22 protein-coding genes are annotated in these 25,210 nt (G+C 58.5%); 15 read left to right on the plus strand and 7 right to left on the minus strand.

The genetic code is table 11. The features are described 5' to 3' along the window. Positions 1-248: 248 nt before the first annotated feature. Positions 249-1,301, plus strand: a complete 1,053-nt coding sequence (locus ACSHXH_RS13840) for a PQQ-dependent sugar dehydrogenase (RefSeq protein ID WP_435672398.1) — start codon at positions 249-251, stop codon at positions 1,299-1,301. A 61-nt stretch (positions 1,302-1,362) separates the two neighbouring features. On the opposite strand, the gene ACSHXH_RS13845 is transcribed toward ACSHXH_RS13840, so the two are convergent. The 3 genes from ACSHXH_RS13845 to ACSHXH_RS13855 all read right to left on the minus strand — a co-directional run bounded on the left by ACSHXH_RS13845 (position 1,363) and on the right by ACSHXH_RS13855 (position 5,087). Beyond that, positions 1,363-2,538, minus strand: coding sequence for an ammonium transporter (locus tag ACSHXH_RS13845; RefSeq protein ID WP_435672399.1), 1,176 nt, complete (start codon positions 2,536-2,538; stop codon positions 1,363-1,365). A 199-nt stretch (positions 2,539-2,737) separates the two neighbouring features. Continuing rightward, on the minus strand, positions 2,738-3,892 hold the full coding sequence (locus ACSHXH_RS13850) for an acyltransferase family protein (RefSeq protein ID WP_435672400.1): 1,155 nt from the start codon (positions 3,890-3,892) through the stop codon (positions 2,738-2,740). A gap of 190 nt (positions 3,893-4,082) precedes the next feature. After that, positions 4,083-5,087 (minus strand): GlxA family transcriptional regulator, encoded by a 1,005-nt coding sequence (locus ACSHXH_RS13855; protein ID WP_435672401.1) that lies wholly within the window; start codon positions 5,085-5,087, stop codon positions 4,083-4,085. Between the two features lie 168 nt (positions 5,088-5,255). Between ACSHXH_RS13855 and ACSHXH_RS13860 the strand changes: the two genes are divergently transcribed. Then, positions 5,256-6,626, plus strand: coding sequence for a class II 3-deoxy-7-phosphoheptulonate synthase (locus ACSHXH_RS13860; protein ID WP_435672402.1), 1,371 nt, complete (start codon positions 5,256-5,258; stop codon positions 6,624-6,626). Positions 6,627-6,675: 49 nt separating this feature from the next. On the opposite strand, the gene ACSHXH_RS13865 is transcribed toward ACSHXH_RS13860, so the two are convergent. After that, complete coding sequence (locus tag ACSHXH_RS13865) at positions 6,676-7,287, minus strand: PAS domain-containing protein (protein ID WP_435672403.1); 612 nt, start codon at positions 7,285-7,287, stop codon at positions 6,676-6,678. Between the two features lie 143 nt (positions 7,288-7,430). On the opposite strand from ACSHXH_RS13865, the gene ACSHXH_RS13870 reads away from it, so the two are divergent. From ACSHXH_RS13870 to tsf, 7 genes are all read left to right on the plus strand, one after another. Further along, entirely contained in the window at positions 7,431-8,321 is an 891-nt protein-coding gene (locus ACSHXH_RS13870) for a YicC/YloC family endoribonuclease (protein WP_435672474.1), read from the plus strand. Between the two features lie 3 nt (positions 8,322-8,324). Next, the gene (gene gmk, locus ACSHXH_RS13875) at positions 8,325-8,966 is read left to right on the plus strand and encodes a guanylate kinase (protein WP_435672404.1); all 642 of its coding nucleotides are present in this window, start codon (positions 8,325-8,327) and stop codon (positions 8,964-8,966) included. Beyond that, positions 8,963-9,484, plus strand: coding sequence for a gamma carbonic anhydrase family protein (locus ACSHXH_RS13880; protein WP_435672405.1), 522 nt, complete (start codon positions 8,963-8,965; stop codon positions 9,482-9,484). The genes gmk and ACSHXH_RS13880 overlap by 4 nt, the downstream gene beginning before the upstream one ends. A gap of 91 nt (positions 9,485-9,575) precedes the next feature. Further along, a complete protein-coding gene (locus ACSHXH_RS13885) occupies positions 9,576-10,877 on the plus strand; it encodes a HupE/UreJ family protein (protein ID WP_435672406.1) in 1,302 nt (433 codons plus the stop codon). Positions 10,878-11,059: 182 nt separating this feature from the next. Further along, positions 11,060-12,700 (plus strand): ABC transporter substrate-binding protein, encoded by a 1,641-nt coding sequence (locus ACSHXH_RS13890; protein WP_435672407.1) that lies wholly within the window; start codon positions 11,060-11,062, stop codon positions 12,698-12,700. A gap of 210 nt (positions 12,701-12,910) precedes the next feature. After that, positions 12,911-13,684, plus strand: coding sequence for a 30S ribosomal protein S2 (rpsB, locus tag ACSHXH_RS13895; protein ID WP_435672408.1), 774 nt, complete (start codon positions 12,911-12,913; stop codon positions 13,682-13,684). A gap of 89 nt (positions 13,685-13,773) precedes the next feature. Continuing rightward, positions 13,774-14,649: a translation elongation factor Ts gene (tsf, locus tag ACSHXH_RS13900; protein ID WP_435672409.1), complete on the plus strand. Its 876-nt coding sequence runs from the start codon at positions 13,774-13,776 to the stop codon at positions 14,647-14,649. Positions 14,650-15,087: 438 nt separating this feature from the next. Here the strand turns inward: tsf and ACSHXH_RS13905 are convergent, their stop codons facing one another. Further along, on the minus strand, positions 15,088-16,368 hold the full coding sequence (locus tag ACSHXH_RS13905; protein ID WP_435672410.1) for an ArgE/DapE family deacylase: 1,281 nt from the start codon (positions 16,366-16,368) through the stop codon (positions 15,088-15,090). Between the two features lie 350 nt (positions 16,369-16,718). Here ACSHXH_RS13905 and ACSHXH_RS13910 point away from each other — a divergent pair, with 350 nt between their 5' ends. From ACSHXH_RS13910 to phoB, 6 genes are all read left to right on the plus strand, one after another. Continuing rightward, entirely contained in the window at positions 16,719-17,759 is a 1,041-nt protein-coding gene (locus ACSHXH_RS13910) for a substrate-binding domain-containing protein (RefSeq protein ID WP_435672475.1), read from the plus strand. Between the two features lie 86 nt (positions 17,760-17,845). Then, entirely contained in the window at positions 17,846-19,315 is a 1,470-nt protein-coding gene (gene pstC, locus ACSHXH_RS13915) for a phosphate ABC transporter permease subunit PstC (protein WP_435672411.1), read from the plus strand. Then, entirely contained in the window at positions 19,312-20,634 is a 1,323-nt protein-coding gene (gene pstA, locus ACSHXH_RS13920) for a phosphate ABC transporter permease PstA (protein ID WP_435672412.1), read from the plus strand. Before pstC ends, pstA begins: the two co-directional genes overlap by 4 nt. Positions 20,635-20,649: 15 nt before the next feature. Continuing rightward, on the plus strand, positions 20,650-21,450 hold the full coding sequence (gene pstB, locus ACSHXH_RS13925; protein WP_435672413.1) for a phosphate ABC transporter ATP-binding protein PstB: 801 nt from the start codon (positions 20,650-20,652) through the stop codon (positions 21,448-21,450). Positions 21,451-21,454: 4 nt separating this feature from the next. After that, positions 21,455-22,171 (plus strand): phosphate signaling complex protein PhoU, encoded by a 717-nt coding sequence (gene phoU / locus ACSHXH_RS13930; protein WP_435672414.1) that lies wholly within the window; start codon positions 21,455-21,457, stop codon positions 22,169-22,171. A gap of 5 nt (positions 22,172-22,176) precedes the next feature. Then, positions 22,177-22,866, plus strand: coding sequence for a phosphate regulon transcriptional regulator PhoB (phoB, locus tag ACSHXH_RS13935; protein WP_435672415.1), 690 nt, complete (start codon positions 22,177-22,179; stop codon positions 22,864-22,866). 87 nt (positions 22,867-22,953) lie between these two features. On the opposite strand, the gene ACSHXH_RS13940 is transcribed toward phoB, so the two are convergent. Further along, positions 22,954-24,003 (minus strand): sensor histidine kinase, encoded by a 1,050-nt coding sequence (locus ACSHXH_RS13940; RefSeq protein ID WP_435672416.1) that lies wholly within the window; start codon positions 24,001-24,003, stop codon positions 22,954-22,956. Then, positions 24,000-25,181, minus strand: coding sequence for a trans-sulfuration enzyme family protein (locus ACSHXH_RS13945; RefSeq protein ID WP_435672476.1), 1,182 nt, complete (start codon positions 25,179-25,181; stop codon positions 24,000-24,002). The genes ACSHXH_RS13940 and ACSHXH_RS13945 overlap by 4 nt, the downstream gene beginning before the upstream one ends. Positions 25,182-25,210: the final 29 nt, after the last annotated feature.

Consider the following 25,210-nt stretch of genomic DNA (forward strand, 5'->3'; position numbering starts at 1 on the left):
GGGGCTGTTGGGGGAAAGTTGTTTAAAAGCAAGTATTTATGGAAAATTTTTCACGATGATACAAACTTTTTCCGCATCCTCAGGTGGCGTCACGTCTGTGTCAGGCCGGTTGCCCTTGCGGCAGGGCCGCCCATATTGACTGGCAAACGTAACACAATTCGGAGACGCAACCGATGATCCCTCTGCGTTCTATGTCCTTAACATGCATGTTGGCGGCCGCCCCTTTGGCGTCTGTCAGTGCTCAAGTGATGTCCGAAACGATCCAGACCAGCGGCGGCGCGATGCAGGTCTCTGCGATGGTGACAGGGCTTGATACGCCTTGGGCGTTTGGTTTTTTACCAGATGGTAAAATTGTGTTGACCGAACGCGAAGGACAGGTGCTACTTGTCACGCCGGGTGAGGGCGCAGTGACGTTACGCACCCCGCCAGACGTGTTCCCGGACGGGCAGGGCGGCTTGCTCGACGTCATGGTGCCACGCGATTTCGCACAGACCCGAGAGCTGTATTTCACCCATTCCAAACGCCAAGGCCGCGGCAGCGGCACGGCGGTGACACGGGCTATGGTGTCGGCGGATGGCACAGCATTGACCAATCACGAGACGGTTTTCGAAATTGCGCCCGGTTCAAACGGCGGGCGGCATTTCGGGTCGCGGATCGTTGAAGCCCCTGACGGCACGCTGTTCATCACCATCGGAGACAGGGGCGATGACGCCACCGCGCAGGACCGCAGTCTGCACAACGGATCGGTTCTGCGCATCACGCGGGACGGGGAGGTGCCGTCAGACAACCCGTTTGTCAGCACCCAAGGTGTGCAGCCCGAGATTTGGTCTTATGGTCATCGCAACCCGCAAGGCGCTGCGTTTGATGCGCAGGGCCAGCTTTGGATCATCGAACACGGGGCGCGTGGCGGGGACGAGGTGAACAGGATTGAGAAAGCGGCCAATTACGGTTGGCCGGTGATTTCGTATGGGCGGCATTATTCGGGCCGGTCCATTGGCGAAGGCACCACCAAAGACGGCATGCAACAGCCCACGGCATACTGGGATCCGTCGATCGCGCCGTCTGGCATGGCAATTTTCAATGGCGGTTCGGTTGGCGCTTGGGCAGGCGATATGTTCGTCGGCTCTCTCAAGTTCGATTATATCGCACGGCTTGAAGGATCGCCCTTGCGCGAGGTCGAACAAATCCGCGGTGACAGCACTCAACGTGTGCGCGATGTGCGGCAAGGCCCGGATGGCGACCTGTGGTTTTTAAGCGTTGGCAATGGCGCGCTTTATCGGATGTCCGCGGTCGGGTCGTAGCCACGAAAAAAGGATGGCCCCCGTATCGAGGGCCATCCTTGTTGGTCTTGATCTATACGATTCAGGTCAGCAATTCGTACCCGCGCTGGCCGTGCAACACCTTGTCGAGGCCCGAGTTTTCATGTTCGGCAGACACCCGGATCCCGACAACGCCTTTGCAGAAGTAGATCACCACCAAGGTCACACAGATGGTGTACGCCCCGATGATGGCGATGCTCCCGATCTGCGCGGTCCAGCTCGCCACACCCAAAGGTGCAATCATCATGGAGCCGTAGATACCACCGACACCGTGTACGGCAAACACATCGAGTGAATCGTCCACCCCAATCTTGCGCAGGAAATACACTGCCTCCTGACACATCATACCGGCCAGCGCGCCAATCAACAGCGCATAGCTCGGATCAACGAACCCAGCCGCAGGTGTGATCGACGCCAACCCAGCAAGCGTTCCTGTGGCCATGCCCACAAGGGTGAACTTGCCGAATTTTACATATTCCCATGCCAACCAAGACAGCGACGATGCGGCCCCGGCAATCATGGTCACAGTCATCGCGCGGGCGGCGGTTGGGTCTGCTGACAATTGAGACCCTCCGTTAAAGCCAAGCCACCCCACCCAAAGCATCGCGGCCCCGATCATCACAAGTCCTGGGCTGTGCGGGTTGTTGTTGGTGTTAAGGCGCGGTCCGATCACAACGGCCAAAACCAGACCGGCAATCCCGGCTGTTTGGTGTACCACCAGCCCGCCAGCAAAATCCCGAACGCCAACGGCGCCAAAGATACCCCCATCGGACAGGAACCCGCCGCCCCAGACCCAATGCGCAACGGGCGCATAGACCAACAGCATCCAAAGTCCTGAAAACATCAGAATGAACCCGAACTTCACGCGTTCTGCGCAGGCCCCGAGGATGATCACGGGCGTGATGATGGCAAAGGTCATCTGGAAGGCAAAGAATACGTATTCGGGCAGTGTTCCCACTGTGGTGTCAAGCGTCACCTCGCTCAGGAAGATCTTATCCAGTCCGCCCCAGTACCCGCTGCCACCTCCGTAAGCGATGGAATAGCCGAACGCATACCACAGGATCACCATGAGGCAGGCCGTGGCAAAGCATTGCATAAACATATTCACCACGTTCCGCGCTCGGACCATCCCACCGTAGAACAGGGTCAGACCCGGTATGGTCATGAAAAAGACAAGTGTCGTGGCGATCAATATCCAAACGGTGTCCACAGAGTTCATGTGTTACCTCCCCAATTCTACAAAAGCTATATGTAGTAGAATATGCACCGGCAGAGGCTATGGATAGAGAATACTATCGATTGCTTCGTTTTATCCACAGATTTTTGTCTCGTTCGCGCATTTGGATGCGCCAAAGAGGTGACTCAAACCTCAGTAAAGGGCGATTTTGGAACGGTGCAGGACGGTCGGTGCCGGGTTTTCAGACTTGTGGCGTTGAGTATTTCTGGACTTTGCCGCCAACAAGATAGGCCACCCGCCCAAGCCGTGCGATCCCGCGCCACAAGACCCATGTCACGATATAGACAATGACAGTGACAGCCGGAAACGCGATCCACCACGGGGCTGAAACTTGAACGGCAAGGGCAAGGCAGACCAGCGTGACCGGAAAATGCAGCACGTAGATCGGGTAAACAGCATCGTTTAATTCTGTCAGGTATCGGTGTGGCCTGGCAAGGTATCGGCACGCCAGCCCAAGTGCTGCAAGGCACCACGCCCAAGCTGTGACAGCTTCAATCACAAGATAGACCGCTGCATGTGCCGGGACCAAACCCGCAGGCACCCAACCTCCGGTCCGCAGCAGGATCGCTGTATCGACGTCGGTTTTCATGACAACCAACAGCAGCGCTGTTTGAACGGCAAACACCAAGCCCGCGCCAGCGGTCAGCCGCCACGCCATGCGTTTGAGCATAGCCATGATCCGGTCCTGATCTGCCCCAATCAGGTAGCCGCCGACAAAGAACATAAGATAGAAGGCAAACTGGTGGGTCTGTCCGCGAACGGCTTCGAAATGCGGTTTCAGCAGGACAAGCGTGAGTGCCGACACCGCAACCAGCGCGGTCAGAGTCACGATCGGCGCGGGCATCACCCCTTGGATTCGATCCCGCAGCGCAAAGATCGGCCAGCACAGCAGCGTGTAAACCGCAAGGTTGAGCAAGAACCACAGATGCATGATCTGCCATGGTGCAGGTCGCGTGTAATACGCGGTCAGAAATTCGGAGACCGTCAAACCCTCAATTGACATCACCCCGATAACATACCCGGCAAACGGATTGAGGCAGGCTGTCCCAAACACCAGCGGCACAAGCAGACGCAAAAGCCGGTGCCCCATAAAGCGCGCGGTGGCACCTTTGGAGGTCAGGAACCACATGCCGATGCCCGAAATCAGAAAGAGCGACGGGATGCGCCAGCTGTGGCTCCAATAAAAGAACAGCAGCATGCCCTCTCCCGCCAGATCGTCATTGAGAAACTGATAAGTGTTGAGCCCGGTATCCACAAAACCAAGGCCGACATGGAACGGCACGAGCAGGGCAAACAGCAGGACCCGATACCAGTCGAGTTCATGACGACGGGTCAAAATATCGACCGCATGGTAGATTCTGTCATGGGCAAACGCGCCTTCGGTGACGAAAAATCGCCTGATGAAATGGATTAGACTATGTCTTTCACCGTCACATCAAGGGTCAAGCCCGTCAACGGAATTGAAACGGTTTGGGGCATTTAGACTGTGTGGTGCACTGAATCAGGGTCATTTCGCGCGACTGCCGTTACACCGATAAGCGTGACGCATGCGCGCCGCGTTCGCGGTACGGCGTTGTTTCGTAATGCGCGCGGTAACATTTTGAGAAATGCGACGGTGAGGCAAAGCCGCAGGCCAATGCAACGTTGATCACGCTCATATCCGTTTGCATCAGCAGGTTGCGCGCCTTTTGTAAGCGCAGTTCCATATAATACCGCTTGGGGCTGCGGCTGAGATATCTGCGGAACAGCCGTTCCAGTTGCCTTGTGGACATGCCCACCTGTTGTGCAAGAACCGAGGGGCTGATTGGTTCCTCGATGTTCTGTTCCATCATCTGGATGACCTTGGACAGCTTGGGATGCCGTACGCCGATGCGGGTCGGCACCGACAGGCGTTGGGTGTCCTGATCGGTGCGGATGGAGTTGTATATCAGCTGATCCGCCACCGCACCCGCCAGCTCTTCGCCATGATCGTCGGCTATGATCTTGAGCATCAGGTCCACGGATGCCGTGCCGCCTGCGGTGGTGATGCGGTTGGTGTCGACGACAAAGATCGACTTGGTCAGGGTCACTTCGGGAAATTCTTCGGTAAAGCTGTCCTGGTTTTCCCAGTGGATCGTCGCGCGCTTGCCGTCCAGCAACCCAGCCGTGGCCAATGAAAACGCCGCCGTGCAGAGCCCGCCCATCGACAACCCGCGCCGTGCTTCGCGGCGCAACCAGTTGATGATGCGCTTGGTGGTGGCCTTTTGCACGTCAATGCCACCACAGAGCAACACCACGTCGTCGCGGTTCAGTTCGATGAGGTCAGAATCCAGTCGAAACGACACACCTGCCGAACAGGTGATCTCTTCTCCGCCTTCACCGATGATCGTCCAGTCATACAGCTTGCGGTTGGCCATGCGGTTGGCAATGCGCAAGGATTCCACCGCCGCCGAAAAGCACAGCATGGTGAATTCGGGCAGCAGGACAAAGACAAACCGGCGCGGTCTGCTGGGGACGTGATCAAGTTCGACGGTTTGGCGTGTCGGTAACATAAATTTTTGACCTTCAGCGGTGCTCTTCGGCACGTTGCAGGCCACAAGGTCAGAAGTGACGGCCGGGGTCAAGCCGAAGGCGGCAATTCCAGACTGGTCAGAGCGGGGTGGTTTCGCTATAGCGGGGCCGCTAACGCTAACTTACTTGGATTGACCGGAGTAGAGACGATGACCGAGTGGCAAAAATCAGGCTGGCGCGCGAAACCGCGGGTGCAGATGCCTGACTATACGGATGCAGCAAAGCTGGAGGCCGTCGAGGCGCAGCTTTCGAAATATCCGCCGCTGGTTTTTGCAGGCGAAGCGCGCAAATTGAAAAAAGCGCTTGGTGCGGCATCCCGTGGCGAGGCGTTTTTGCTTCAGGGCGGCGATTGTGCCGAAGCGTTCGACCAGTTCAGCGCCAATGCAATCCGCGACACGTTCAAGGTTATGTTGCAGATGGCGATGGTTCTGACCTTTGGGGCCAAGGTGCCCGTGGTCAAAGTCGGTCGCATGGCAGGTCAGTTCGCCAAGCCCCGCTCGGCTCCGACCGAGGTGATTGGCGGCGTTGAGCTTCCCAGCTATCGCGGGGACATCATCAATGAACTGGCGTTCACACCTGAGGGACGCATTCCCGATCCGGCAAAGATGCTGCAAGCCTACACGCAGGCTGCCGCGACGCTGAACCTGCTGCGCGCGTTTTCGACCGGCGGGTATGCCGATGTGCATCAGGTGCACCAGTGGACGCTTGGCTTTACCGAAGGCGAAAAGGCAGCCAAGTACCGCGATATGGCGACCCGGATCAGTGATACGCTGGACTTTATGACCGCCGCCGGTGTTGACAGCGACAGGTCCCACACGCTGGCCACGGTGGACTTCTACACCAGCCACGAGTCGCTGCTGCTTGAGTATGAAGAGGCCTTGACCCGTCAGGACAGCACGTCTGGAAAATGGCTCGCCGGGTCCGGGCACATGATCTGGATCGGGGACCGCACCCGTCAGCCTGATGGTGCGCATGTGGAATTTGCACGCGGTGTTCTCAACCCGGTCGGTCTGAAATGTGGCCCGACCACCACAGCCGAAGATCTCAAGGTGCTGATGTCCACGCTGAACCCCGAAAACGAGGCGGGCAAGCTGACTCTGATCGCGCGTTTTGGGGCTGGCAAGGTCGGCGAACACCTGCCGCGCCTAATCAAGGCAGTGGCCGAAGAGGGCGCGAATGTCACATGGGTTTGTGACCCGATGCACGGCAATACGATCAAGTCGTCTACTGGCTACAAAACCCGTCCGTTCGAACTGGTGCTGCGCGAAGTGCGCGAGTTTTTCGCCATTCACAACGCCGAAGGCACTGTCCCCGGCGGTGTCCATTTCGAGATGACAGGTCAAGATGTGACCGAATGCACCGGAGGTGTCCGGGCGGTGAGCGAAGAAAACCTGAGCGACCGCTACCACACAGCCTGCGATCCGCGCCTGAACGCGTCGCAATCGCTGGAACTCGCGTTCCTTGTGGCCGAGGAACTGACCGCGCGCCGCGAAGCGCAGGTTGCCGCCAAGGCGGGCTGATCTGGTCTAGAATTTTTGGATACGGGCGGCTCTGCGGGGCCGCCCTTTTTTATGGATTGCTCACCACCAGCCGCAAATGGCAGTGACCCGTGTGCAGGAACCTGGATCGCGGTTTAGGGCGCGTGATATACTGGCGCGCCATCACGTTGAACCGGCAAGGCGCAGGTCCGGTGGGGCCTGTGACCACGAACCCTCCAAGAAAATGTGACACGTCTTCAGGCCCGTTGCCCAGCGGATACAGCACCATACGGGCCGAAATTGGCACTCCAAGGCTTTGGCGCTCTGCGCGCAATGTCAGGTCCAGCCCGCAGCGCCGTTGGAAACAGTCTGCGATATCCGCATCAAAGCCGGGCCGCGCCTCTGGCTGTATCAGCGCCGATAGGGACAGGCCCGTCAGCGGCGTTCCCAACGGCCCGCCAACAGCCCCGCCTGCGACCCGGATGCGGGCATGTCTGCGCCCGACACGGACAGCCATAAACGCATATTCCAAAGCGTCCTGAATTGCGCCGGGGTCAACTTCTGTCCAAGGCGCAAGCGTGCCTTGAACCGGCAGACTGCGCCAATACGTCTCCAGCAATCGCAGCGCCCGCGCGCCGTGCGTGTTCAGCGCCTCTTGTGTCAATGATATGCCCTGCATCGCACCCGGTCCCCGTTCTTCCATCAACGGCACGCCTACCATGGGTTGGGCGTAATTCCGCCCTAGATCTTAACAAATGGTTAACACCCTGCATGGCGGTCAGCGGCTTGCATCAGAAGGGCGCAGCGCGTACCCAAGCCCCGAACATATGGGACGCGGGGGACAGGATGCGCCAATCCATGACAGGCTTTGCCTCGGGGCAGGGCGAGGCTCTTGGCCTGACTTGGTCCTTGGATGTCCGGAGTGTAAATGCGCGCGGCCTTGATGTCCGTGTGCGTGTGCCCGACTGGATTGACGGCTTGGAACAGGCGCTCCGGGCGCTGCTGAACAAACGTGTGGCACGGGGCAGTGTGACCGTGTCGTTGCGGCTTCAATCAACCGGGACCGAGTCCGTGCAGGATCTTAACGAGGCCCAATTGGACCGCGTTCTGACAGCCATGTTGCGGATCGAGGCCGAAGCGATGTCGCGCGGGCTGTCGCTGACCGCGTCCTCGGCCGCCGACCTGATCACAGTGCGCGGCGTCATGGACACAGCGCAACAGCAATCCGATCCGGCAGAGGTCCGCGCAAAGCTGGTCGCGGATTTTGCCCCGGTTTTGGCCAGCTTTGTCGCGTCGCGTCACAGCGAAGGCGCTGCGCTTGCCGTTGTGTTGACCGGGCAAGTGGCGCAGATCGCCGATCTGGTGACCCGCGCGGCCGACATCGCCGAGGCCCGCAAGGACGAACAAGCGGACCGCATGCGCGCCGCCATAGCGCGGGTGATGGAGGCCCAGGACGGCGTCGATGAACAGCGCATCGCGCAAGAACTCGCGCTGATCGCGGTCAAGGCGGACGTGACCGAGGAAATCGACCGTTTGCGCGCCCATGTCGATGCTGCGCGGGTGTTGCTGACCAGCGATGGCGCGGTGGGGCGCAAGCTTGATTTTCTGATGCAGGAATTCAACCGTGAGGCCAACACCTTGTGTTCAAAGGCGCAATCCGCCCCGTTGACGGCGGTCGGGCTGGAATTGAAAACGGTCATCGAACAGATGCGCGAGCAAGTACAGAATGTGGAGTAGGACATGACCCAACGACGCGGATTGCTGATTATCCTGTCGTCGCCTTCGGGTGCAGGAAAATCAACCATGGCCAAGGCGCTGCGAGACTGGGATTCCACGATCCAGTTCTCGATTTCCGCCACCACCCGCGCGCCACGCCCCGGCGAAGTGGGTGCGCAGGACTATTTCTTTGTCAGCGAAACAATGTTCAAGGATCAGGTCAAGAACGACGAAATGCTGGAACATGCGCATGTGTTCGGCAATTTCTACGGCTCACCCAAGGCACCGGTGCAAGAAGCGATTGCAAACGGGCGCGACATCCTGTTCGACATTGACTGGCAAGGTGCTCAGCAGATCCGCAACTCGGACCTGAACGTGCACACGCTGTCGATCTTCTTGTTGCCGCCGTCGATCCGCGAACTCAAGCGGCGACTGGAAAGCCGGGGGCAGGACAGCGCAGAGACCATCGCCAAACGCATGGAGAAAAGCTGGGACGAGATTAGCCATTGGGATGGCTATGACTTTGTTCTGGTCAATGATGATATCCACCACACCGAAGAGCGGTTGAAGTCTATTATCACTGCCGCCCGATTGCGGCTTTCGCAACAGCCGCAGGTCAAGGACCATGTGCGCAAGCTGCAACAGGAATTCGAGGATCTGACATGACGCTTTTCGCTTTGGATGGTATCGCGCCCGAGGTGGCCGACGATACATGGATCGCACCGGATGCAAACTTGATCGGTCGGGTGATCGTGCATGCCGGCGCAAGCGTGTGGTTCTGTTCCACGCTGCGCGGCGACAATGACCCAATCACCGTGGGCGCTGGTAGCAACATTCAGGAAAACTGCGTCCTGCACACTGATCTGGGCAGCCCACTGACCATCGGTGCAGGCTGCACCATTGGCCACAAGGTCATGCTGCATGGCTGCACGATTGGCGACAACACGTTGATCGGTATGGGGGCAATCATCCTCAACGGGGCGAAGATCGGCAAGAATTGTCTGATCGGGGCAGGGGCCTTGATCACCGAAGGCAAAGAGATCCCCGATGGCTCCCTCGTGATGGGCGCGCCGGGTAAAGTGGTGCGCGCGCTGGATGATACGGCCATCGAGGGACTGCGTAAAAGTGCGCTTGGCTATCAAGCCAATATGCGCCGGTTCCGCGACGGGCTTCGGGCGCTCTAAATTTGCCCATTTTTACATTTTGTCGAAACTTTTGCTTGAAGCCGCGTGGCGCTGCATCAGTCTTGAATTAAACAGTGATAGGATGTCTGTGATGAAAGCGATCTGGCTCGCTCTGTGTTTCATGAGTGTCGCAACCTTTGGCGCAGCGCACGAGGTGCGCCCGGCGATTGGCGATCTCGAAGTGGTGGACGGGCAGGTGATCCTGACGCTGACCCTCAACGGCGAAGCGATTGCCGCCGAGGTGAGCCTTGAGGGAATCGACAACACAGATGCACTGGATGCCTCGGATGACGTGGATCGCCTGCGTGCACTAGAGCCCGACGCGCTGCGCTCTGAACTTGACCCGCGCATGCCCGGTTTCGCAGACAGCCTGTCCGTGACGGCAGGCGGCGCGTCTGTGGCTCTGACGGTCATGGATATTGATGTGGCCGAGGTTGGCAACACGGAGCTGCCGCGTGACACTGTGGTGCACATGAGCGGCCCCGTGCCTGAGGGTGCCGAGGCGCTGTCTTTGACATGGCCCGCCGCCTATGGCGCGCTGGTGTTGCGCCAGCAAGGGGTCGATGCACCCTATACTGGCTACCTTGAAGGTGGGCAAAGCAGCGGTGACATCCAGCTTATCGGTGGCGATGAGGCCAGTGGTTGGGCGACCTTTGGCACCTATATTCCCGTGGGGTTCGATCACATCCTGCCCAAAGGACTGGATCATATCCTGTTCGTTTTGGGACTGTTTTTCCTGTCCACACGGTTCACGCCGCTGCTGTGGCAGGTATCGGCGTTTACGTTGGCACACACCATCACGCTGGCCATGGCGGTGCTGGGTGTTGTGTCGGTGCCGGGCAGCATCGTTGAGCCATTGATTGCCGCGTCGATCGTCTATGTCGCGGTGGAAAACATCCTGTCGGACAAACTGCATCGCTGGCGACCTTTCGTGATCTTCGGCTTTGGGCTGTTGCACGGTTTGGGATTTGCCAGCGTTTTGGGGGAGTTCGGGCTGCCGGACGGACAGGTGATCCCGGCGCTGATCGGGTTCAATATCGGGGTTGAATTTGGCCAACTCACAGTGATTGCGATTGCGTTCCTGATCGTGTGGTACGCCATGAAGGTTGATCGCGGCGAAGCCGACGTCGCCCCGGCGCAAGGCATCTATGGCGTTTTGGCGGTGGTGTTTGTCGGGTTGGGCTTTGCGATGAACACGCCCGGCTTCCAAGAGGTGATGGGCGCATCCGCGATGATCTTCTTCTGGCCGCTGGCGGCGCTGTCGCTTTTATGCGTTGCATCGGCCACGCTGGTCGATCAGCTGGACGCGTATCGCCGCTATGTAGCAGTGCCTGCATCCGCAGCAATCGCGCTGGTCGGTGGGTATTGGTTCATAGAGCGGGTTTTTCTGTAACGCAGAGCCTTTTTAACCCTCTGTTTTCTAAGAAAAACCCAAAGAAACCCGGTTTTCCGGTTGAACCCATGGTCATCAGGCTATGTATTGGGACACTCGACGAGCGCGGTGATCGCGCTCAAGGCACCCGTCCCAAAAGGGCCCCTGCCTTTCCTTTTCTCACCTAAATTGATGAGATAGCGATGAAAAACTCCCATTCCGTTCACCCGGCTGCCCGGGCCTATGCCATTGAAGTGACCGACGGCACCCTGTCCAGACGTGAATTCATGACGCGCGCGACAACACTGGGTCTGTCTGCCGCCGCAGCCTACAGTCTTCTGGGTCTTGCCAAACCTGCAAAGGCTGCCGGGCATGCGCAATCAGGTGGCACGCTGCGTATTGAATCGAACCTAGTGGCAATGAAAGACCCGCGCACGTTTGATTGGCCACAACTGTCGAACTTCACGCGCGGATTTTTCGAATACCTTGTTGAGTATCAGGTCGATGGCAGCATTGCGCCCGCCTTGTTGGAAAGCTGGTCCGTCAATGATGATGCCACGGTCTATACCTTGAACATCCGCCCCGGTGTGACGTGGAACAATGGCGATGCGTTCACCGCGCAGGATGTTGCGTTCAACATTGCACGCTGGTGTGAAAGCGCGGTCGAGGGCAATTCCATGGCGTCCCGTATGGCGTCCTTGATCGACAGCGACACCGGAGAAGCCCGCGACGGCGCCATCACGGTCATTGATGACACCACTGTAGAGCTGACGCTGAACCAGCCTGACATCACAATCATCGCAGGGTTTTCGGATTATCCGGCGGCGATCGTGCACCAAAGCTTCAACGGTGATCCGCTCGACGCTCCGATTGGCACTGGTCCCTATGTGCCCAGTGAATACACGGTCGGGGTCAAGGGCGTCCTGGTCCGTGCGCCAAACCACGACTGGTGGGGCGAGGGTGCGCATCTGGATCAAATCGAATACATCGATTTTGGTACCGAACAGGTCGGCATCTTTGCGGCGGTCGATTCCGGCGAGGTCGATATGGTGTACGAATCCATTGGTGACTTTATCCTGCTGATGGACAGCGTCGGCTGGACGAAATCCGAGGCGCTGACTGCGAACACGGTGGTTATTCGTCCCAATCAAGAGGCAGAGGTTAATGGCGTGAAGCCTTATGCCGATGCCCGTGTGCGCCGCGCGCTTGCGATGGCCATCGACAATTCGGTGTTGTTGGAACTTGGCTTTTCCAGCAATGGCCATGTTGCTGAAAACCACCACGTGTCGCCGCTTCATCCCGAATATGCCGAACTGCCCGCGCCGGTGTTTGATCCCGAAGGCGCTGCCGCGTTGATGGCAGAGGCTGGGATGGCCGATTTCGAACACGAGCTGATTTCAATCGACGATACGTGGCGCAAGAACACCAGCGATGCCGCCGCGGCGATGCTGCGGGATGCGGGGATCAATGTGGCGCGTACCGTGATGCCGGGATCGACATTCTGGAACGATTGGGCGAAATACCCGCTATCGACCACCGATTGGGCGCAACGTCCCTTGGGTGTGCAGGTACTGGCCTTGGCATATCGCTCTGATGAAGCGTGGAATGAAAGTGCGTTTGCGAATGCGGAATTCGACACTCTGCTGGCCGAGGCCATGTCGATTGCCAACGCTGACGCCCGCCGCGACGTGATGGCCAAGCTTCAGCAGATCATGCAGGACGAAGGTGTCGTGGTGCAGCCTTATTGGCGGTCGATCTACCGTCACCATGCCCCCAACGTGGTCGGTGCCGAGATGCACCCGACGTTCGAGATCCACGTGGCCAAGCTGGGTTTTGCCGCCTGAACGACTGGAATTCCGTTTTCCTGCCCGGCACATTGCTGTCGGGCAGGGCGCGTTCAACACCCTCTTGCACCTTTTCCCAACCAAAGCTATACGCGCGCCACTGACACCACAGGCGGGGTCGGGCCGTTGGGGGAGACATCCTCAATTGTCCACCGGTTGGCCACATGGCTGATACCCCCGCTGAGGATTGAAACCGGAAAGGATACGACAATGGCTCTTCCAGAGTTCACATTGCGCCAATTGCTTGAAGCAGGCGTACACTTCGGCCACCAGACGCAGCGTTGGAACCCCCGCATGGGTCCGTTCATCTATGGCGCGCGCAACGGCATCCACATCATGGACCTGACGCAGACTGTTCCGATGCTCGATGCAGCGTTGAACGTGATCCGCGACACCGTCGCCAAAAATGGCCGCATCCTGTTTGTTGGCACCAAGCGTCAGGCACAGCTGCCCGTCGCCGAAGCCGCTGAAAAATGCGCACAGTATTACATGAACCACCGTTGGCTGGGCGGCACGCTCACCAACTGGCAGACCGTGTCCAAGTCGATCCAGCGTCTCAAGCAGATCGACGAGCAGATGTCGCATGGTGCCGAGGGCCTGACCAAGAAAGAGCGTCTGGGCATGGAGCGTGAGCAAGGCAAACTGCAAGCCTCGTTGGGCGGCATCCGCGAAATGGGCGGCGTTCCTGACCTGTTGTTCGTCATCGACGTCAAAAAAGAAGCGTTGGCCGTTGCCGAAGCCAACAAGCTGGGCATCCCCGTTGTGGCCGTGGTTGACACCAATTGCCCGCCCGATGGTGTAGATTACATCATCCCCGGCAATGACGATGCGGCCCGCGCGATCAGCCTTTACTGTGACCTCGTTTCGCGCGCGGCCCTTGACGGCATGACAGCGCAGATGGGTGCCGCAGGCGTTGATCTGGGTGCACTCGACGAAGCGCCCATGGAAGAGATCGTTGCAGCCGAAGAAGCACCGGCCAGCTAAACGTCACTGCGCCGTTACATTGATATGACAGGGCAGGGCGGTTGAAACATACCGCCCAAACGCCCGCTTTTGATACGAGGAGAGCCGAGATGGCGATCACAGCAGCACTGGTAAAAGAACTGCGCGAAATGACGAGCGCGGGCATGATGGATGCCAAAAAGGCGCTGGTCGAAACCGGCGGCGACATGGAAGCGGCGGCAGATTGGCTGCGCACCAAAGGTTTGGCCAAGGCGGCCAAAAAATCCGACCGTACCGCGGCAGAAGGTCTTGTGGCAGTCAACGTCACAGCCGGCAAAGGCGTTGCAGTCGAAGTGAATTCTGAAACTGATTTCGTTGGCAAGAACGCAGAATTCCAAAACATGGTCGGCGCAATCGCCGGTGCAGCGCTGAACGTGTCCGATGTGGACGCGCTCAAGGCGGCGGATATCGGTGGCAAGACCGTTGAAGCCACGATCACCGACAAGATCGCCACCATCGGCGAAAACATGTCCGTGCGCCGCATGGCGGTTCTCGAAGGCACGCAAGTGGTGTCCTACGTGCACAACGCTGCGGCCGAAGGCATGGGCAAGATTGGTGTGCTGGTTGCACTGTCCGGCGACAACGAAACGTTTGGCAAGCAGGTTGCGATGCATATCGCAGCTGTAAACCCGGCGTCGCTGTCTTCGGCGGACCTTGATCCGGCGGTTGTCGAAAAAGAGCGTCAGATCCAGATCGACATCGCCCGCGAGTCGGGCAAGCCCGAGCAGGTCATCGAAAAGATGATCGAAGGCCGGATGAAGAAGTTCCTGAGCGAAGTTACGTTGCTGGGCCAATCCTTTGTCATCAATCCTGACCTGACCGTTGAAGACGCGGCCAAAGAAGCCGGTGTCGAGATCACAGGGTTTGTGCGTCTCGAAGTGGGCGAAGGCATCGAAAAGAAGGTCGAAGACTTTGCAGCAGAGGTTGCCAAGGCAGCCAAAGGCTAAGTCACCGACCACACGACACATAAGGAAGCGGCGCTGTTGAAATAAACAGCGCCGCTTTTTTGCGAGAGCACAAGGCACACATCATTTGGGGATGATGCGGTCTCATGACAGGCACCGGCATTGTCACCCGGGACAGGCCCAACACCTTTGCACCGTCACATGTCGTTTAGATAGAGACCCGCAGTGCCCTGGTAATATCGGGGATGCGGGCCCCCAGTTCCTTGGCCAAAATTGCCACCACTCACGGAACACAGCCATCTTGCCAATTTACGCTGGGTCAAGGAAGTCAGGATGTGTTTGGCTCACGGTTTTTTCACGCTTCAGGCGTAGCTTAGCCGAAGATCAGTTGGTTTGCTGGTATTGTGGGGTATCTATTAAATACATAATACTGATTATAAGAATTTTTGAGCCGAATAACGCAGGCTGTATGACACGCCCCTATATCTTTGTGGTGCCGCACCAATCCGCAATAAACAGTGCCATCGTGGTTGTGATCCGTTTGAGCGATTGCAGGCTCACCCGTTCATCAAACCCGTGAATGTTTTCCGAGATCGGACCATAGCACAGCGACGGGATATCATTGTAAAGCCGGTACACCCGACAATCGAGGTATCCCGGCGTTGTAAAGCTTTGCAGTGGCGCCCCTGTGGCTGCACGATGTGCACGGTCCAGTACCGCTTCGGCCTCTGATCCCGGCGGCTGAACATAGCCTTCCGCGAAGAACCCGTTGAACGTGATTTTCGGTGGTATGTCAGATAGATAGTTATCACTCTTCGCAAATTCCGTAAGGTGCGCTTCGATGTCATTTGCAGCGTCTGCGGCCTTGATGCCGGGGTAAATGGCGATGCGGCATTGGATGCGGCACCATGCAGGAACAGATGATCCCCAATCCCCGCCTTCGATCTTGCCGATATTCAGATTAATGGGGTGCGACAAGTCATTGAAATATTTATGTTTATGCCGATTATTATTCCATCGCGCTTCAAGGGTTCGAAGACTTTGGATTACCCGGTACGCGGCGTCAATCGCGTTGGCCCCTGCACCCATCTCGCGGACATGCACCGGCGTGCCGCGCAGCTCTACCGAAAACCAAAGCGTTCCAACATTCGCCCGGACCAGCATCTCTTCTTCGGGTTCCGGGATCAGCACAGCATCAGCCGTGTGCCTTGCCAAATAGGTCATCAGCGCGCCATTGCCGGTGGATTCCTCTTCCACTACGGATTGGATTTCGACCCGTGCCGCTGGTACAAGCCCTGCCGCGCGCAAAGCGTCCATCGCAAAGATCATCGCGGCATGCCCGGCTTTCATGTCTGCGCCCCCGCGCCCATAAAGCCAGTCTCCGTCGATCTGCGGATCAAATGGATCAAAGCGCCACATCTCGTGCGGCCCTGCGGGTACGACATCGGTATGCGATTGCAAAATCAGGGATCTCCCCAGCGTCTTGGACGGTGTGAAGGTGCCGATCACAATGGGCGCATCAGAATGCTCTGCACTGAATTTGCCGCCGCCCTCATGCGCTTCAATCGCGCGTTGATCCATGTGCAGGCGGGTCGTGGCATAACCGCGCTCTTTCAACGCGTCGAACACAAAATCCTGCACGTCATGTTCCTGCCCGCGCATGGAGGGAAACCGAATAAGGTCTTGGGTAAACGCGATCTGTGCGTCGAACCCGTCTTCCACCGCCCGGCCAATCGTGTCTGCCTTATTCTGATCCAGCATTGGAGTCCCTATTCGCTGTTCGTGCCAGTGGCGTCTATCCTTGGTGGTCTGATTCCCACCTCGATTTTCCGAACGTTACAAAACGCGCTGTCCTATGGGGAGCAAACCCGAATCCAGACAAGGTTTTCAGTGGATTGCATCACACAAGCTTACTGACGTTAAGTCAATTTGTAAAATAATAACGTTATAAAACAACTTGTTATGAGTTATTTAAGGATATGCGCTTTGCAGTATGGATGCTGTCATGAAACCGTTACGTAACTGTCACAAAAGCATGGCCAAAGCGGATTAGACCCACCGCCAACGGTCATCAGGGGGATGGCCGAGAGATATCCAACCAAGGAGCTGACATCATGTCTGTGAAACTCTCTGTATCGGCACTGGCGATCGCCGCTGTGTCTGCAACGTCCGCAATGGCGCGTGACAACGTTCAGGTTGCCGGGTCGTCCACCGTCCTGCCCTACGCGTCCATTGTGGCCGAAGCCTTTGGCGAAAATACCGATTTCCCGACACCGGTCGTCGAATCCGGTGGGTCTTCGTCGGGCCTGAAGCGCTTCTGTGAAGGTGTCGGCGAAAACACCATCGACATCGCGAACGCGTCCCGCGCCATCCGTGAGAAAGAAGTTGCGGCTTGCGCAGAAAACGGCGTGACCGACATCATCGAAGTCCGCATCGGCTATGACGGCATCGTGTTCGCGTCGCAGCAGTCCGGCCCGGCCTTCAACGCGTTCACACCGACCGACATCTTCAATGCCATTGGCGCAAAGGTGCTCAAGGACGGTCAGATCGTCGACAATCCCCACAACACCTGGTCCGAGTTCAACGCGGATCTGCCGGATGCCGAAATCGCGATGTTCATTCCGGGCACCAAGCACGGCACACGCGAAGTGTTCGAAGAAAAAGTTCTGCTGATCGGCTGTGAAGAAACAGGCGCCATGCAGGCGATGATCGACGGCGGCATGTCCGAAGACGACGCGGAAGACGCCTGCCTTGACGTGCGTCAGGACGGCAAGTCGGTCGATATCGACGGCGACTACACCGAAACGCTGGCGCGCATCGACGCCAACACCAACGGCATCGGCGTGTTCGGCCTCGCCTTCTACGAGAACAACACAGACAAGCTCAAAGTGGCCACCATGTCCGGCGTTGAGCCGACAACAGCCACCATCGCGGCTGGTGACTACCCCGTGTCCCGCCCGCTGTTCTTCTACATGAAGAAAGCCCATATCGGCGTGATCCCGGGCCTTAAAGAATTCGCTCAGTTCTTCGTTTCTGATGATCTGGCAGGCCCGGACAGCCCGCTTGCGAACTATGGCCTCGTGTCCGACCCCGAGCTGGCAAAGACCCAGCAAATGGTTGCAGACGAAAAGGTCATGGGCGCGGACATGTAATCGCCTGACGATCCAACCAACACGAAGGCGGCATGTCGCGCCGCCTTCGTTTCTTCTGACCATCCTCGGAACAACTTGGGGGCATCATGCCACTTCTTTGGCTCTTTCTGATCGTTCTCGCGGTTGCTGCCGGGGCTTTTGTCCTCGCACGGTCCCGCGTCATGGCCATGTCTGGCCAAGACCGGCGCACATTGCATTCGCTTCCCAATTACTACGGCAGCAACGCCGCTATGAAATCTGCGATCCCGGCCCTTTTGGTCTTGGTGATCTGGCTTCTTGCGCAGCCGTTCTATGTCAACAACGCGGTCTCGGGGTTGATCCCGGACGCGGTCATTTCCGAAAGCTCTTCGCGCGGGCTTGTTCTTGCCGAAGTGCGCCGCACAGCGGACGGTCTGGACCTCGCGGTCGAGACCGGGAACATGACCGAAGATTACGCGCGGACGACTGTCGATGTCGAGGATGTCTCCGCCCGCTTGACCGAGGCTGGTGCCATCGTCACATCGCAGGTCACCGAGCCCGTCCTGCGCGCAGCACAGCAATTCCGCGTGCTCAACACCACCGGCTCCCAGATCATGACCGTCGTGGTGTTGTTGATTGCCATTGCAGGCGCGCTTTGGGCGGTCCGGGAAACCAACCCGACTTTCCGTGCACGCAACGTGGTGGAACAGGGCATCCGCGCCCTGCTTATCGCAGCGGCGTCCATTGCCATTCTGACCACGCTCGGCATTGTTTTGTCGCTGCTCTTCAACACGATCGAGTTTTTCCGCCTTTACCCGGCGTCTGATTTCTTTTTCGGCACCAACTGGGCTCCCAGCTTTTCGGGGCGCGGGGGATCTTCCGATCTGGGCATCTTGCCGCTGCTTTGGGGGACGTTCTACATTTCCATCGTGGCCCTGATCGTGGCCGTTCCCATTGGCCTCTTTGCCGCGATCTACCTGTCGGAATACGCCAGCCCCAAGGTTCGTGCAGTTGCCAAGCCGATGCTCGAAGTCCTGGCCGGTATCCCGACCATCGTGTACGGCCTCTTTGCCCTTCTCACGGTTGGTCCACTGTTGGTCAGCGTGTTTGGCGACGACGGGCTGGGCTGGATGCAGGCCGGGACCGCTGTCATGACGGCGGGTGTGGTCATGGGCATCATGCTGATCCCGTTCGTGTCATCGCTGTCTGACGATATCATCAACGCGGTTCCGCAATCCATGCGCGATGGGTCTTATGGCCTTGGTGCAACCCAGTCTGAAACCATCCGTCAGGTTGTTATGCCAGCCGCCCTGCCCGGCATTGTCGGCGCGATCCTTCTGGCTGCAAGCCGCGCCATTGGCGAGACGATGATTGTGGTTCTGGGCGCGGGTGCCGCAGCGCGCCTGTCGCTCAACCCGTTTGATGCAATGACAACAGTGACGGCCAAGATCGTGTCACAGCTTACAGGCGACTCGGATTTCGCATCCCCCGAAGCCCTTGTTGCCTTCGCCTTGGGAATGACGCTCTTTGTCATCACCCTCGGGCTTAATATCTTCGCGCTGTATATCGTGCGCAAATACCGGGAGCAGTACGAATGACCGACGCAAGCATGGACAGCGCGCGCATCAAAAGCCGCCTGACAACCGTCGACGCCCGCACCAAGAAACGCAACGCTGCCGAAAAGCGGTTCAAGGCGTATGGTCTGGTTGCCATTCTGGTTGGAGTGTTCTTCTTGGTCGTTTTGACCGTGTCGATCCTGCGGTCTGGCCTCCCGGCGTTTACACAAACCGAGGTCGAGGTGGAATTCGTCCTGACGCAGGCAGACTTCGACGCCGCCGAAGGTCAGATGCTCAAGACCCGCGCTTATGAAGACCTGTTCATCGCCGCTTTGCAAAGCCAGCTGGAAGAGCGCGGGATGGACGTCGCCTTTGACCCTGCGGTCATCGAACGCCTGTTGGGCAAAACTGGCGGCACCATCCGCGAGTATTTCCGCGAGAACCCGGACCGGATCGGCACGCCTGTGTCCTTCAATCTGGCCGCATCGTCGCGGGTGGATGGCTATTTCAAAGGCCGGGTGACCCGCGATACCGTTGTCGACAGCCGCTTTCTCGAAGTGACCGACCTTGATCTGGTGGATGCGCTGCGTGATGCAGGGATCATCAAGTCAGCTTTCAACTGGAACTTCATCACCGGGTCTGATTCCGGCGTGGACAATCCCGGCGGAGCCGGGATCGGCGTGTCGGTGATTGGGTCGTTCTTCATGATGCTGGTCGTGCTGGCGCTGTCCCTGCCCATCGGGGTCGCCGCGTCGATCTATCTTGAGGAATTTGCACCGCAAAACTGGTTTACCGACTTGATCGAGGTGAACATCTCGAACCTTGCCGCGGTTCCGTCCATCGTCTTTGGTATTCTCGGTCTGGCCGTGTTCATCCAGTTCATGCACATGCCCCAATCCGCACCGCTGGTGGGCGGTCTGGTGCTGACGCTGATGACACTGCCGACGATCATCATTTCGACCCGCGCATCACTCAAAGCGGTTCCGCCGTCCATCCGCGAAGCCGCGCTGGGTGTGGGCGCGTCCAAGATGCAGACCGTGTTTCACCATGTTCTGCCGCTGGCGGCACCGGGCATCCTCACGGGCACGATCATCGGCCTTGCCCAAGCGCTTGGGGAAACAGCGCCGCTGCTGCTGATCGGGATGGTGGGCTTTATCGCCCGCGCGTATCCCGAAGGCGTTGTATCCGGGTTCCTTGATCCTAACTCGGCCATGCCGGCCCAAATCTACACATGGGCGTCTCGCGCCGATGCCGGTTTCTATGAAAAAGCTTGGGGTGGCATCATCATCCTGCTCATCTTCCTTCTGACGATGAACATCATCGCCATCATTCTGCGCCGCCGGTTCGAGCGCCGCTGGTAATCAGGACCCTGCCCCATGTACGATGCACCACATTACACCACACAGGAGACGGCTGTGACGGACGTCAAAATCAAAGCCAAGGACGTGCAGGTCTATTACGGCGACAACCACGCCATCAAAGACGTGTCGGTCGAGATTGAAAACAACACGGTCACCGCCTTTATCGGTCCGTCGGGATGTGGCAAATCCACTTTCCTGCGCTGTTTGAACCGGATGAATGACACCATCGATATTTGCCGCGTGACCGGTGACATCCTGATTGACGGAGACGACATCTACGACAAACGCGTCGATCCGGTACAGCTGCGCGCCAAGGTCGGTATGGTGTTTCAGAAGCCGAACCCGTTTCCTAAGTCGATCTACGACAATGTCGCTTACGGGCCCAAGATCCACGGCATGGCCAGAAACAAAGCCGAACTGGATGACATCGTCGAACGCGCCCTGCGCCGCGGCGCCATCTGGGACGAGGTCAAGGACCGCCTGCAATCGCCGGGCACCGGCCTTTCGGGTGGGCAGCAACAGCGCTTGTGCATCGCCCGCGCCGTGGCCACTGAACCCGAAGTCCTGCTGATGGACGAGCCCTGTTCGGCGCTTGACCCCATCGCCACGGCACAGGTCGAAGAACTGATTGACGAGTTGCGCCAGAACTATGCTGTGGTGATCGTCACGCACTCTATGCAGCAGGCCGCCCGCGTCAGCCAGAAAACTGCATTTTTCCATCTGGGCAACCTTGTGGAATATGACGACACCTCGAAGATTTTCACAAACCCCGAAGACAGCCGCACCGAAAGCTATATCACCGGACGGATTGGATAAAATCGTGAGCCAGCAACATATCTCAAGCGCGTTTGACCGCGATCTCGAAGGCATTCAGGCCCGTATCATGAAAATGGGCGGTCTGGTCGAACAAGCCATTCTTGATTCCGCCGAAGCGCTTGACACCCGCGATCAGAAACTGGCCGACAAGGTGCGCGTCGGGGACAAGGCGATCGACACGCTTGAAGAACTTCTGAACGAGGAAGCCGCCCGCGTCATCGCCCTGCGCGCCCCCACCGCCATAGACCTGCGGGTGATCCTGTCGGTCATGCGGATCAGCGCCAACCTCGAACGGATCGGCGATCTGGCCAAGAACCTTGCCAAGCGCAACGCGGTTTTGATGACCATGCCGCAGATCAACGGCTCTGCGTCACAGCTGCGCCGCATGTCGCGGGATGTGCAGTTGATGCTCAAGGACGCGCTGGACGCATATATCCAGCGCGACGACAAGCTTGCGATGAGCGTGATCGAACGGGATGTGGATATCGACCAGATGTACAACACGCTGTTCCGCGAATTCCTGACCTTCATGCTTGAAGATCCGCGCAACATCACACCGTGCATGCACTTGCATTTCATTGCCAAGAATGTCGAACGCATGGGCGACCATGTGACCTCGATTGCCGAACAGGTTGTGTTTCTTGTCACTGGCGAAAAGCCAGATGAGCCGCGTCAGAAAGAGGACAACACCTCGACTGACGCAGCTCTGTCTCAAAGGTAGCGCCAATGTCCTCTGTCCCGCCCACCGTTCTTGTTGTCGAAGACGAACCCGCCCAGCGCGAAGTTCTGGGCTACAACCTTGAGGCCGAAGGATTTCGCGTGGCCCGCGCCGAGAATGGGGAAGAGGCGTTGCTTCTCGTGGATGAGGAACAGCCAGACATCATCGTGCTGGATTGGATGTTGCCCAATGTGTCGGGCATTGAGGTCTGCCGTCAGCTCAAGACACGCGCGGACACCCGCAATGTGCCGATCATCATGCTGTCAGCCCGATCAGAAGAGGTGGATCGCGTGCGCGGTCTGGAAACTGGCGCGGATGATTACGTGATCAAGCCGTATTCGGTGGTTGAGCTGATGGCGCGTGTGCGCGCGCAGCTGCGCCGCACCCGTCCGGCTGCCGCTGGGTTGCGGCTGGAATTCGATGACATCATTCTTGACGCCGAAACACACCGTGTCACCCGCGACGGGTCCGAGGTCAAACTGGGGCCGACAGAGTTTCGTCTTTTGTCTACGCTGATGGAAAAACCGGGCCGCGTTTGGTCGCGTGAACAGTTGCTCGACCGGGTGTGGGGACGGGACATTTACGTGGATACGCGGACTGTGGACGTGCATATCGGGCGACTGCGCAAATCCCTGACCACAACAGGCGGCGCTGATCCGCTGCGCACCGTGCGTGGCGCGGGCTACTCCTTGGGGTAAATCGGTTTCTGGCGTTTCAAACACAGCCGATCCGCCACCACCATAATCGCCGTTGCCTCATCTCGTTTCCGTCAAAGGAAACGCAGCTCAGTCCTCCTCACGCTCCATCGGCAAGATCACCGTAAAGGTCGTGCCTTTCCCGGTCTGGCTTTCCACCAACAACCGTCCCCGGTGACGGTTTACAATATGCTTGACGATCGCCAAGCCAAGCCCTGTCCCGCCAAGTTCGCGCGATCGGTGACTGTCCACGCGGTAAAACCGTTCGGTCAGGCGCGGCAGATGCACAACGTCAATCCCCTGCCCGGTGTCGGTCACTTCGATCCGTACACCCGAACCGCGTAAACGGGTCTCGTAATCGGGAACGCCAAGGCTCAGGCGCACAAAACTGCCCCGACCGGAATACTTGATCGCGTTCTCCACAAGGTTGGTCAACACCTGACGGATCTGGTCGGCATCGCCGGGGACAATCACGGGGCTGTCCGGCACATACACATCAAGCTCGATCCCGGCCTCACTGGCCAGTTGCGCAAGGCTGTGCCGGGTTTGCTGCATCACCGCACCCAGATCGACGGGATCGACAGGGCGCACCCGCTCTTCGGCTTCCACCCGGCTGAGGGACAAAAGGTCCGACACGAGCCGGTTCATCCGTTCGGCCTCGGACGCCATAATGCTCAGGAACCTGTCTTGCGCATTGGCATCGTTACGGGCCGGACCTTGCAGCGTTTCGATGAATCCCAAAAGGGCAGTCAACGGTGTGCGCAGTTCGTGGCTCACATTGGCGACGAAATCCCGGCGCATCTGGCCCGCCTGTTCCATTGGCGTGATGTCTTCGAACGACACCAACGTGCCCTGCTTGCCTTGCATAGGCACCGGGCCACAGGTCACCCGGTAGGTGATGTCATGCTGTCCGTCATTGGTCAGATACCGGGTTTCGCGCCGTGTCCCATCGCTTTGTGTCTGCTCTATGCTGTCAAGCAGGCTTGGTTGGCGCAGCGCGGTGATAAAGTGCCGCCCCTCGATGTTTTTGCCCAGCAGCTTTTCCGCTGCGGCATTGACGGCAAAGATCCGGTTGTCCGGCGCAATGAGCACCGCCGGAATCCCCAGCACCATCAGGATATCGCGGGGCGCTGCGGTCATTCGACGGCCGCGACGGATGCAAGTCCCGCATCAAATGCTGCGATCAGCGCGTCGGGGTCCTCAAGCCCCACTGACACCCGGAAAAACCCTTCGGTCATGCCCAGCTTGGCGCGCCCCTCGGGCGTCAGGGCCCGGTGCGAAGACGACGCTGGATGCGACAGTGTTGTGCCGACATCACCCAATGTCGGGGCAAAGGCGATCTGGTCGGCCGCTTTGGTGAAGGCATTGGCCTCGGCCCGCCCGCCATGCAGTTCAAAGCTGACCATGTTGCAGCCGCGCCCTTGCAATAACCCTTGTGCGCGGGCGCGGTCGGGGTGATCGGGGCGGGTCGGATAGAGCACGCGCTTGACCAGGCCCTGCCCGGCCAGATGGTCAGCCAATCGTGCTGCCGTCGCCTCGGCGCGGTCAAAGCGCAAGTCGAAGGACATCAAACCGCGTTCGGCCAGCCAGCAGTCGAACGGGCTTGGCGTCATACCCGTAGTCACAGCGAAATCGTAGATCGCCTTGGCATCTGCCGCCGCACGCGCGGCGACCCAGCCCAATGTTACGTCTGAATGTCCTGCAAGAAGTTTGGTCACGGAATGCAACACCACACCCGCGCCCAGATCAAACGGGGTGACCGCGCGCGGTGTGGTGAACGTGTTGTCTACAACCAAAAGCACGCCCTTTTCGCGGCACAGCTCTGCAGTGCCCTGCACGTCCGCAATCCGCAGCGTTGGGTTCGACACCACTTCGATCAGAACCATCCGGGTGTTGGGCCTGAGGGCTGCGGCCATCGACGACACATCCGTTGGGTCGGCCAGCGTTGTCTCAATTCCCAGACGAGGCAGGTCGTCCCGCATCATGCGCAAGCTGCGCCCATAAAGCTGATCGCCGCCAACAACATGATCCCCGGCCTTGCACAGACCCAGCAGAACCGCCGTCACCGCGGCCATGCCCGACCCCAGCACGATCCCCGGTTGCGGCGCGCGCTCCATCGCATCAATACGCGCCGCCAGAACATCAGCATTGGGATGCCCTTCGCGCGCATAGGTGTAGCCCTTGGCGCGGCCTTCGTACTGATCATCAAGCGTGTCTGGCGTCTCGCTGGCGTAAACAACCGACGGCATCAACGGTGTCACCACCGGCAAAGACGCAGACTCGGGAAGCCCACCAGGGCGCATCAGGGTGCGTTTCATCATTGTCGCAAAACTCCATCCAATTCTTG

The sequence above is a fragment of the Marivita sp. genome (assembly GCF_051251565.1).
Lineage (GTDB): Bacteria > Pseudomonadota > Alphaproteobacteria > Rhodobacterales > Rhodobacteraceae > Marivita.

What these genes read in the sequence shown, in the direction of transcription:
- ACSHXH_RS13840 (WP_435672398.1), top strand. Translation starts at nt 249, where the DNA reads ATGTCCGAAACGATCCAGACCAGCGGCGGCGCGATGCAGGTCTCTGCG.
- ACSHXH_RS13845 (WP_435672399.1), bottom strand. Translation starts at nt 2,538, where the DNA reads ATGAACTCTGTGGACACCGTTTGGATATTGATCGCCACGACACTTGTC.
- ACSHXH_RS13855 (WP_435672401.1), bottom strand. Translation starts at nt 5,087, where the DNA reads ATGTTACCGACACGCCAAACCGTCGAACTTGATCACGTCCCCAGCAGA.
- ACSHXH_RS13860 (WP_435672402.1), top strand. Translation starts at nt 5,256, where the DNA reads ATGACCGAGTGGCAAAAATCAGGCTGGCGCGCGAAACCGCGGGTGCAG.
- ACSHXH_RS13865 (WP_435672403.1), bottom strand. Translation starts at nt 7,287, where the DNA reads ATGGAAGAACGGGGACCGGGTGCGATGCAGGGCATATCATTGACACAA.
- ACSHXH_RS13870 (WP_435672474.1), top strand. Translation starts at nt 7,431, where the DNA reads ATGCGCCAATCCATGACAGGCTTTGCCTCGGGGCAGGGCGAGGCTCTT.
- gmk (WP_435672404.1), top strand. Translation starts at nt 8,325, where the DNA reads ATGACCCAACGACGCGGATTGCTGATTATCCTGTCGTCGCCTTCGGGT.
- ACSHXH_RS13880 (WP_435672405.1), top strand. Translation starts at nt 8,963, where the DNA reads ATGACGCTTTTCGCTTTGGATGGTATCGCGCCCGAGGTGGCCGACGAT.
- ACSHXH_RS13885 (WP_435672406.1), top strand. Translation starts at nt 9,576, where the DNA reads ATGAAAGCGATCTGGCTCGCTCTGTGTTTCATGAGTGTCGCAACCTTT.
- ACSHXH_RS13890 (WP_435672407.1), top strand. Translation starts at nt 11,060, where the DNA reads ATGAAAAACTCCCATTCCGTTCACCCGGCTGCCCGGGCCTATGCCATT.
- rpsB (WP_435672408.1), top strand. Translation starts at nt 12,911, where the DNA reads ATGGCTCTTCCAGAGTTCACATTGCGCCAATTGCTTGAAGCAGGCGTA.
- tsf (WP_435672409.1), top strand. Translation starts at nt 13,774, where the DNA reads ATGGCGATCACAGCAGCACTGGTAAAAGAACTGCGCGAAATGACGAGC.
- ACSHXH_RS13905 (WP_435672410.1), bottom strand. Translation starts at nt 16,368, where the DNA reads ATGCTGGATCAGAATAAGGCAGACACGATTGGCCGGGCGGTGGAAGAC.
- pstC (WP_435672411.1), top strand. Translation starts at nt 17,846, where the DNA reads ATGCCACTTCTTTGGCTCTTTCTGATCGTTCTCGCGGTTGCTGCCGGG.
- pstA (WP_435672412.1), top strand. Translation starts at nt 19,312, where the DNA reads ATGACCGACGCAAGCATGGACAGCGCGCGCATCAAAAGCCGCCTGACA.
- pstB (WP_435672413.1), top strand. Translation starts at nt 20,650, where the DNA reads ATGTACGATGCACCACATTACACCACACAGGAGACGGCTGTGACGGAC.
- phoB (WP_435672415.1), top strand. Translation starts at nt 22,177, where the DNA reads ATGTCCTCTGTCCCGCCCACCGTTCTTGTTGTCGAAGACGAACCCGCC.
- ACSHXH_RS13940 (WP_435672416.1), bottom strand. Translation starts at nt 24,003, where the DNA reads ATGACCGCAGCGCCCCGCGATATCCTGATGGTGCTGGGGATTCCGGCG.
- ACSHXH_RS13945 (WP_435672476.1), bottom strand. Translation starts at nt 25,181, where the DNA reads ATGAAACGCACCCTGATGCGCCCTGGTGGGCTTCCCGAGTCTGCGTCT.